We start from the raw sequence: 6864 nt of genomic DNA, 5'->3' as shown, positions 1-6864 counted from the left end.
GGAGGGGGTGGGTGGGTGGGGCGAGGTCTACCGACCTCGCCCCACCCGTTCGGCTCAGGAGGCCGGTGCGTAGTTGTAGATCGACGGCACGGCCATCTGGATCTGCGGCTCCACCGCGACCTTGGCCGGGTCGTGGAAGTAGAGCTGGCTGGGCCGGAACCACGGCGCGAACCACGCGTTCTCCGTGACGATCCGGTTGATCTCGGCAGCCGCCTCCGCGGAGTCGTCACCGCCGGCGCGCAGCACCTCGATCGCCGCCTCGATCTCGGGGGTGGCCGAGTCGAAGGGGTTGTAGAGCGCGTTGGTGGAGATGATCTGCTGCACGGCGACCCAGTCCGGGCCCTGGAAGAGGCTGAACCAGGCGGCGCCCCACTTGCCCTGGCCGAGGTTGGCGACGTAGTCGGCCGCCGGGGCGGACGTCTGCTCGACGGTGATGCCGACGTCGGCGAGCTGCTGCGTGACGAAGGTCATGATCGTCTCGGCGCCGGGGGTGAGGACCGGCATCTCGATGGTCAGGCCGTCCTCGTAGCCCGCCTCGGCCAGGAGCTCCATGGCCTTCTCCGGGTCGTAGGCGTAGTAGTCGTCGAGCTCGGGGTCGTAGCCCTCGGTCGCCGTGCCGAACACCTGGCTCGTCACCTCGCCCTTGCCGCCGCCGACCTGGGCCAGCATCGCCTCACGGTCGAAGGCGTGGTTGATCGCCTGGCGCACCCGGACGTCGGCGAGCGCCTCGTTCACGGCGCCGTCACGGTCCATGAGGAGCAGGCCCTGCCAGTCCGTGCCGTACTCGAGGAGCGCCTTGCCGGCCGCCTCGGCCTGCTGGTACGTGGTCGCGTCGAGCAGGGCCGCGTCGACCTCGCCCGAGACGAGGGCGTTCACCCGCGACGTCACGTCGGCGAGGAACTTCATCGTGATCTGGTCCCAGCGCTGCAGCTCGGGGTTCCAGTAGTCCTCCCGCGCGGTGAAGACGTACTGGGAGCCGACGACCGACTGGTCCGCGACCATGACGTACGGGCCGGTCCCGACCGGGAGGCGGTCCATCTCGTCGGTGCCGAGCGAGGCCGGCGAGCCCATGAGACCGAGGGCCTGGCTGAGGTAGTACTCCAGCGCCGGGTCGGGAGCGGACAGGGCGATCTCGACCGTGTCGGCGTCCACCGCGGTCACCGTCTCGATGGCGGCGGCCTGCGCCGCCTGACGCCCGTTGTCGACCTTGAAGTGCTCGATGTTGGCGACCACGGCGTCCGCGTCGAACGGCGCGCCGTCGGAGAACGTCACGTCGGTGCGGAGCTCCAGCGAGAGCACCGTCTTCGTGTCGTCGGTGTAGCCCCACTCCGAGGCGAGCATCGGCGCGAGGGTCCCGTCCGGCTCACGCAGCAGGAGGGTGTCGTAGGCGGCCTGGAACGGCTGCAGCATGTGCCCCACGTGGGCCTGCGCCGGGTCCCAGGAGGCCGGCTCCTGGAGGATGCCGAGGGTGAGGGTGCCGCCGCGGGCGGGGGTGCCGTCCTCGGTGGCCTCGGCCTCCTGGCCGTCCTGGGTGTCCGTGGAGGGGGCCGCGGAGCCGCCTCCGCACGCGGTGAGCGTGAGGGCCACGGCCGCGGCGACAGCCGCGGGCGCGAGGGTCCTGAGTGACTTCATCGTCGGTTCCTTCTGTCTGGCCCGCCGTGCGGGACGGGGGGAGGTCCTGCCTTACCCCGGGGGGTCGGAGGGGGGACGCCCTCCGGTGGGTGTGACTAAGGTCCCCTCGGGCGGGAACGAGGAGCAACCGGTTGCCAAGAGTTGCCCTGGGAGGGGTTGACAGGCGGCCCCCGGGGTGCGCAAAAGGGGCACGGCCACCTGGCCGTGCCCCTCGTGCACCTCAGCTCATCGCCCCCGGGAGGAGGTCCTCGCTACAGCCGCGCCTGCCACTTCTCGGTCCACACGTGCTCGTCGTAGCGGCCCTTGAACGGCGACTCCCCCATGATCTTGTCGACGACCTGACGGATCGCCTCGGGGTTGTCGTGGTACGCGTTGATGTACGCCTTGACCATGGTCGCGTCGTGCAGGTGCGTCGTGTAGTTGAGCGACACCATCACCGTGGGCACCTCGTGGACGTACCAGGGCACGTCGGTGCTCATGGCGACCTTCCACCGGATCCGGTAGTTGTTCTCCCCGGCGTAGCCGACCACGTTGGCCACGACCAGCGCGGCGTCGACCTCGTCGCGGTACGCCAGCGTCGGGCCCTTGACGCGCGAGGCGCCGTCGTTGACGGTCACCTCGAAACCGCGGCCCTCCAGCTCGGCCACGAGCGTGCCGAGGGTCCCCTCGCCGGCCGCGTAGATGCCGTCGCTCTCCTGGGACAGGTAGTACAGCCGGATCCGCCGGTGCGTCTCGGGCCGGATCGGCAGCTGGTCCAGGGTGTTCTTGACCAGCGTGATCGAGGCGTCGGCGGCCTCGGCACGCCAGCGCAGGTGCTCCTCGCACCCGATGACCTCGAGGTCCGTCGCCCCCTTCTCCAGCTCGCCGCGCTCGCGCTTGCCGACGAGGTCGACCTTCGCCTTGAGCCCGAGCACGCGCCGGACGGCGTCGTCGAGCCGTTCGGGAGTGATGACCCCGTCGCGGACGCCGTCGAGCATGAACCCGAAGTCCTCGGCGATGTCGTTGAAGAAGAGGAACATGTCGCAGCCGGCCGCGATGGCCCGGGGCACGTAGTCCTGGCGTCGCATGGCCGCCGTCATGCCGAGCATGTGGCTGGCGTCGGTGACGACGAGCCCGTTGTACCCGAGGCGCGTCTTGAGCAGGTCCTGGAGCAGCTCCGGCGCGAGGGTGGCGGGGAGGATGTCGGCGTCCTCCAGGCTCGGGTCGAGCAGCTTCTGGTAGTGCGGGAGCGCGATGTGCCCCGCCATGATCATCTCGACACCCTCGTCGATGTGGTGCCGGTACACCCGCCCGAACGACTCGTCCCACTCCTGCGGCTGCAGCTCGTTGACGCCGAGCACGAGGTGCTGGTCGCGCTCCTCGGTGCCGTCCCCGGGGAAGTGCTTGATGCACACGATCATGTCCGACTCGGCGCGGAGGCCGCGGACCTTGGCGCCCGTGGACCGGATGACGTCGTCGGCCGTCGTGCCGTGCGCCCGGGTGTTGACGATGGTGTTGCGCCAGTTCTGGAGGATGTCCACGATCGGCGCGAAGACGACGTTCACCCCCAGCGCCCCGGCCTCGCGGGCCGAGACGAGGCCGGTCCGGAACGGGACCTCCTCGCCGCCGCTGGCCGCGCACTGGGCGCCGGTGGCGATGTACGTGCCCTCGGCGCACGCCCCGTTGCCACCCGACTCGGTGTTCGCGGCCACGAGCAGCGGGATCCGGCTCGCGCGCTGGAGGTCGTTGATGAGGCCCTGGACCTGCTCGCCGCTGCCGCCGTGGTAGCGCGCCCCCCCGATGTGGTACCGGGCGAGGATCTCCTCGTTGGTCAGCGTGTTCCCGCCGAAGGCGTCGCCGCCGAAGTGGAACAGGTTGAAGAAGAGCTGCCCCACCTTCTCCTCGACGCTCATCGAGGCGAGGGTCTCCTCGACCCAGGCGACGCCCTCGTCGGACAGCCCGTAGGGCAGGGCCCTCAGGTCGACGGTGGTACCCACGTGTGACTCCTTCTGCTGGTGCTCGGGGTGGGTGGTCAGCGCTGCTGCCACGGGGGCGTCGACGGCAGCACCGCGGCGAACTCCGCCGCGAGCGCGTCGGCGTAGCTGCCGGCGTAGGTGCCGGAGAAGAACCGGTCGAGGGCCTCGTCGTGCAGACGGAGCCAGGACTCGTCCTCCCGCCCGGGGACGATCGGGTAGAACTGCACGCCCGCGGTCTGCGCTGCCGCGCGGTCGCCCGGGGCGTCGCCGACGAGGAGCACCCGGTCCGCGTCGTAGCGGCCGACGGCGGCGTGGCGGAGGTGGTCCTCCTTGGTGCCCATCTCCTGGCCGGCGATGAGGTCGACGAACGCGGCGAGGCCGTGCTCGCCCCACTCGCGCTCGAGCGCCTCGACGGGGGTCGCGGAGACGACCATCACGTCGGCGGCCTCGCGGGCGCGGGCGAGCGTCTCCCGGACGCCCGCGAACGGCGGCACGCCCGTGACCATGTCCGCGATCGCGGCGTCGACGCCCTCGGTCCACCGCAGGGCCTGCTCGAGCTCGGGGTCGGGGTGCTCCGCGGCGTAGGCGCGCAGCCCCGCGTTGCTCAGGGGCAGGCCCGAGGCGATGAACGCCCGCAGCGCGTCGCCGGAGGGCACCTGCACGCCCCGGCGGGCCGGCTCCGGCCGCTCGCGCAGGAGGTCGAAGACCTCCACCAGGGCGCGCCACCGGTTCAGCCCGCGGTGGGTCGAGTAGAGGTTGACGAACTCCGCCGTCTCGCGGGCCGCCGAGGACACCGCCTGGAGCCGCCAGTGCTTGATGGTGCTCGGGGTGAAGCACTCCTTGTGCTTGATCTCCATCGCGTCGAACGCGCAGCCGTCCGAGTCGACGCCGACGAAGAAGTCGTGCCGCGGGACGAAGGCGTCCAGCGCCCCGGCCTGGCTCACCGCTGCCTGGACCACGTGGTCTCCTGGGTCTGGGGGTCTGCGGCGGTCGGCCGCACGTCGCTCTCGAGTCAAGCCCTCGACGCCGTCGGACGACAACCGGTTGCCACCTGTTGCCGCAGTCCCTTGCACCCCGCGCGCGCCCCGCAGAGAGTGAACCCATGAACGCTCCCTCGCCCGCGGCCGTGGTGGGTGGCCCCGCCGTCGTCCTCGACGACGCCGCCGTCCGCTCCTTCGTCGAGGAGCAGCTCGCCGGGGTGCCCCTCGACGGCCGGAGCCTGTGCGTCGTCGTCCCGGACGGCACCCGCAGCTGCCCCCTGCCCTTCCTCCTGAGGACCCTGCACGCCGCGGTCCGGGACCGGGTCACCCGGCTCACCGTCCTCGTGGCGCTGGGGACGCACCAGGCCATGAGCGACGCCGACCTCGCGCGCCACCTCGGCTACGCGGAGGGCGCGCTGGAGGACACGTACCCCGGCATGCAGGTCCTCAACCACGAGTGGTGGGACGAGGACACGTTCGTCTCCGTCGGCACGATCGCCGCCGAGCGCCTCGGCGAGCTGTCGGAGGGCCGCCTGGTCCGTCCCGTCGACGTCCGGATCAACCGCGCCGTCGTCGAGCACGACGCCACGCTCATCGTGGGGCCGGTGTTCCCGCACGAGGTAGTGGGCTTCTCCGGCGGGAACAAGTACCTGTTCCCCGGGATCTCCGCCAAGGACGTCATCAACGTCTCCCACTGGCTCGGCGCGCTCATCTCCAGCGTGGAGATCATCGGCACGCGGGGCATCACCCCGGTGCGCGCGCTCATCGACGAGGCGGCCTCGCTGGTCCCCGGCGACCGGTACGCGCTGTGCCTCGTGGTCCGGTCCGGCAGCGGTGAGCTGCACGCCGCCGCGTTCGGTCGGCCGGAGCAGGCGTGGGCCGCCGCGGCCGACGTCTCCGCCGAGACGCACGTGCGGTACCTCGACGCGCCGGTGCGGCGCGTCCTGTCCCTCGTGCCCGAGAAGTACGAGGACATGTGGACCGGGGCCAAGGGCTTCTACAAGGTCGAGCCCGTCGTCGCCGACGGCGGGCAGGTCGTCCTCTACGCGCCGCACATCACCGAGATCTCGGTGATGCACCCCGAGATCGCACGGATCGGCTACCACTGCCGCGACTACTTCGTGAAGCAGTGGGACCGCTTCAAGGACACCCCCTGGGGGGACCTGGCGCACTCGACCCACCTGCGCGGGGCGGGCACCTACGACCACGAGCACGGCGAGCGCTGCCGCGTCACCGTGACGCTCGCGACCGGCATCCCCGAGGACGTCGTGCGGTCGGTGAACCTGGACTACCTCGACCCCGCGGAGGTCGACGCCGAGGCCTGGGCCCAGGACCCCGGCACGCTCGTCGTCCCGCAGGCCGGGGAGGTCCTGCACCGCCTGCGCACCCAGCCCGCGCCGTGACGCGGCGCGCCCTCTGGATCGACGCGTCGGCGGGCGTGGCCGGGGACATGCTCCTCGGCGCCCTCGTCGACGCCGGCGTGCCCCTCGCCCGGCTCCAGGAGGCCGTCGACGCCGTCCTGCCCGGCTCGGTCCGCCTCGTGCACGGCGACGTCGTCCGGGCCGGCCTGCGCGCGGCGAAGGTGGACGTCGAGGTGCTCGTCGCGGACCCGCCGCACCGGACGTGGGCCGACGTGCGGGAGCTGCTCGCCGCGGCACCGCTGGCCGACGACGTCCGGGACCTCGCCCTGCGCACCTTCGCGCGGCTCGCCGAGGCGGAGGGTCGCGTGCACGGCGTGCCCGCGCAGGACGTCCACTTCCACGAGGTGGGGGCGCTGGACGCGGTCGCCGACGTCGTCGGCACGTGCGCGGGCGTGGTCGCGCTCGACGTGCACGAGGTCGTCGTCTCGCCGGTCGCGCTCGGGTCGGGCACCGTCCGGGCCCACCACGGGACCCTCCCCGTGCCGCCGCCGGCCGTGCTGGCGCTCGTCCCCGGCTGGGACGTCCTGGCCGGGGGCGAGGGCGAGCTCGCGACGCCGACGGGCGTCGCGCTGGTCACCTCGCTCGCGCACCGCAGCGGGCCGCTGCCCCGGATGCGCGTGACGACCTACGGCGTGGGCGCGGGGACGAAGGACGTGCCGGGCCGGGCCAACGTGGTGCGCGTCGTCGTCGGCGACGTGCCGGACGGTGCCGACCACGCCGGCAGCACGCCGCACGAGCACCACCACCACCCGCACGAGCACTCCGACCAGCACGAGCACGACCACCCGCACGAGCACCCGCACGAGCACGGTCACTCGCACGACGGGCCCTAGGCCGGCCGGGCCGGCCCGGCGACGCGGGGGCTCAGCCGGCCCG

At 72.5% G+C, this 6864-nt stretch carries 5 protein-coding genes; 2 read left to right on the top strand and 3 right to left on the bottom strand.

Annotation, left to right across the window (positions count from 1 at the left end):
• Positions 1 to 54: 54 nt before the first annotated feature.
• The 3 genes from N866_RS02045 to N866_RS02035 form a co-directional block, all read right to left on the bottom strand.
• Positions 55 to 1632 (bottom strand): ABC transporter substrate-binding protein, encoded by a 1578-nt coding sequence (locus tag N866_RS02045; protein ID WP_034221916.1) that lies wholly within the window; start codon positions 1630 to 1632, stop codon positions 55 to 57.
• A gap of 251 nt (positions 1633 to 1883) precedes the next feature.
• Entirely contained in the window at positions 1884 to 3608 is a 1725-nt protein-coding gene (locus N866_RS02040; protein WP_034221950.1) for a glycoside hydrolase family 3 protein, read from the bottom strand.
• 35 nt (positions 3609 to 3643) lie between these two features.
• A complete protein-coding gene (locus N866_RS02035) occupies positions 3644 to 4546 on the bottom strand; it encodes an HAD family hydrolase (protein WP_216699358.1) in 903 nt (300 codons plus the stop codon).
• 143 nt (positions 4547 to 4689) lie between these two features.
• Between N866_RS02035 and N866_RS02030 the strand changes: the two genes are divergently transcribed.
• Positions 4690 to 5970 (top strand): lactate racemase domain-containing protein, encoded by a 1281-nt coding sequence (locus N866_RS02030; RefSeq protein WP_034221913.1) that lies wholly within the window; start codon positions 4690 to 4692, stop codon positions 5968 to 5970.
• Positions 5967 to 6821 carry a nickel pincer cofactor biosynthesis protein LarC gene (larC, locus tag N866_RS02025; protein ID WP_052022263.1) on the top strand — a complete coding sequence of 285 codons (855 nt, stop codon included), beginning with the start codon at positions 5967 to 5969 and terminating at the stop codon, positions 6819 to 6821. The genes N866_RS02030 and larC overlap by 4 nt, the downstream gene beginning before the upstream one ends.
• Positions 6822 to 6864 lie beyond the last annotated feature (43 nt).

The organism is Actinotalea ferrariae CF5-4 (assembly GCF_000603945.1).
Taxonomy (GTDB): Bacteria; Actinomycetota; Actinomycetes; order Actinomycetales; family Cellulomonadaceae; genus Actinotalea; species Actinotalea ferrariae.
This window is presented reverse-complemented; position numbering and strand designations above follow the sequence as displayed.

Bases quoted from the DNA above. Each gene is read 5' to 3' on its own strand.
- N866_RS02045 (WP_034221916.1), bottom strand. From the start codon at position 1,632: ATGAAGTCACTCAGGACCCTCGCGCCCGCGGCTGTCGCCGCGGCCGTG.
- N866_RS02030 (WP_034221913.1), top strand. From the start codon at position 4,690: ATGAACGCTCCCTCGCCCGCGGCCGTGGTGGGTGGCCCCGCCGTCGTC.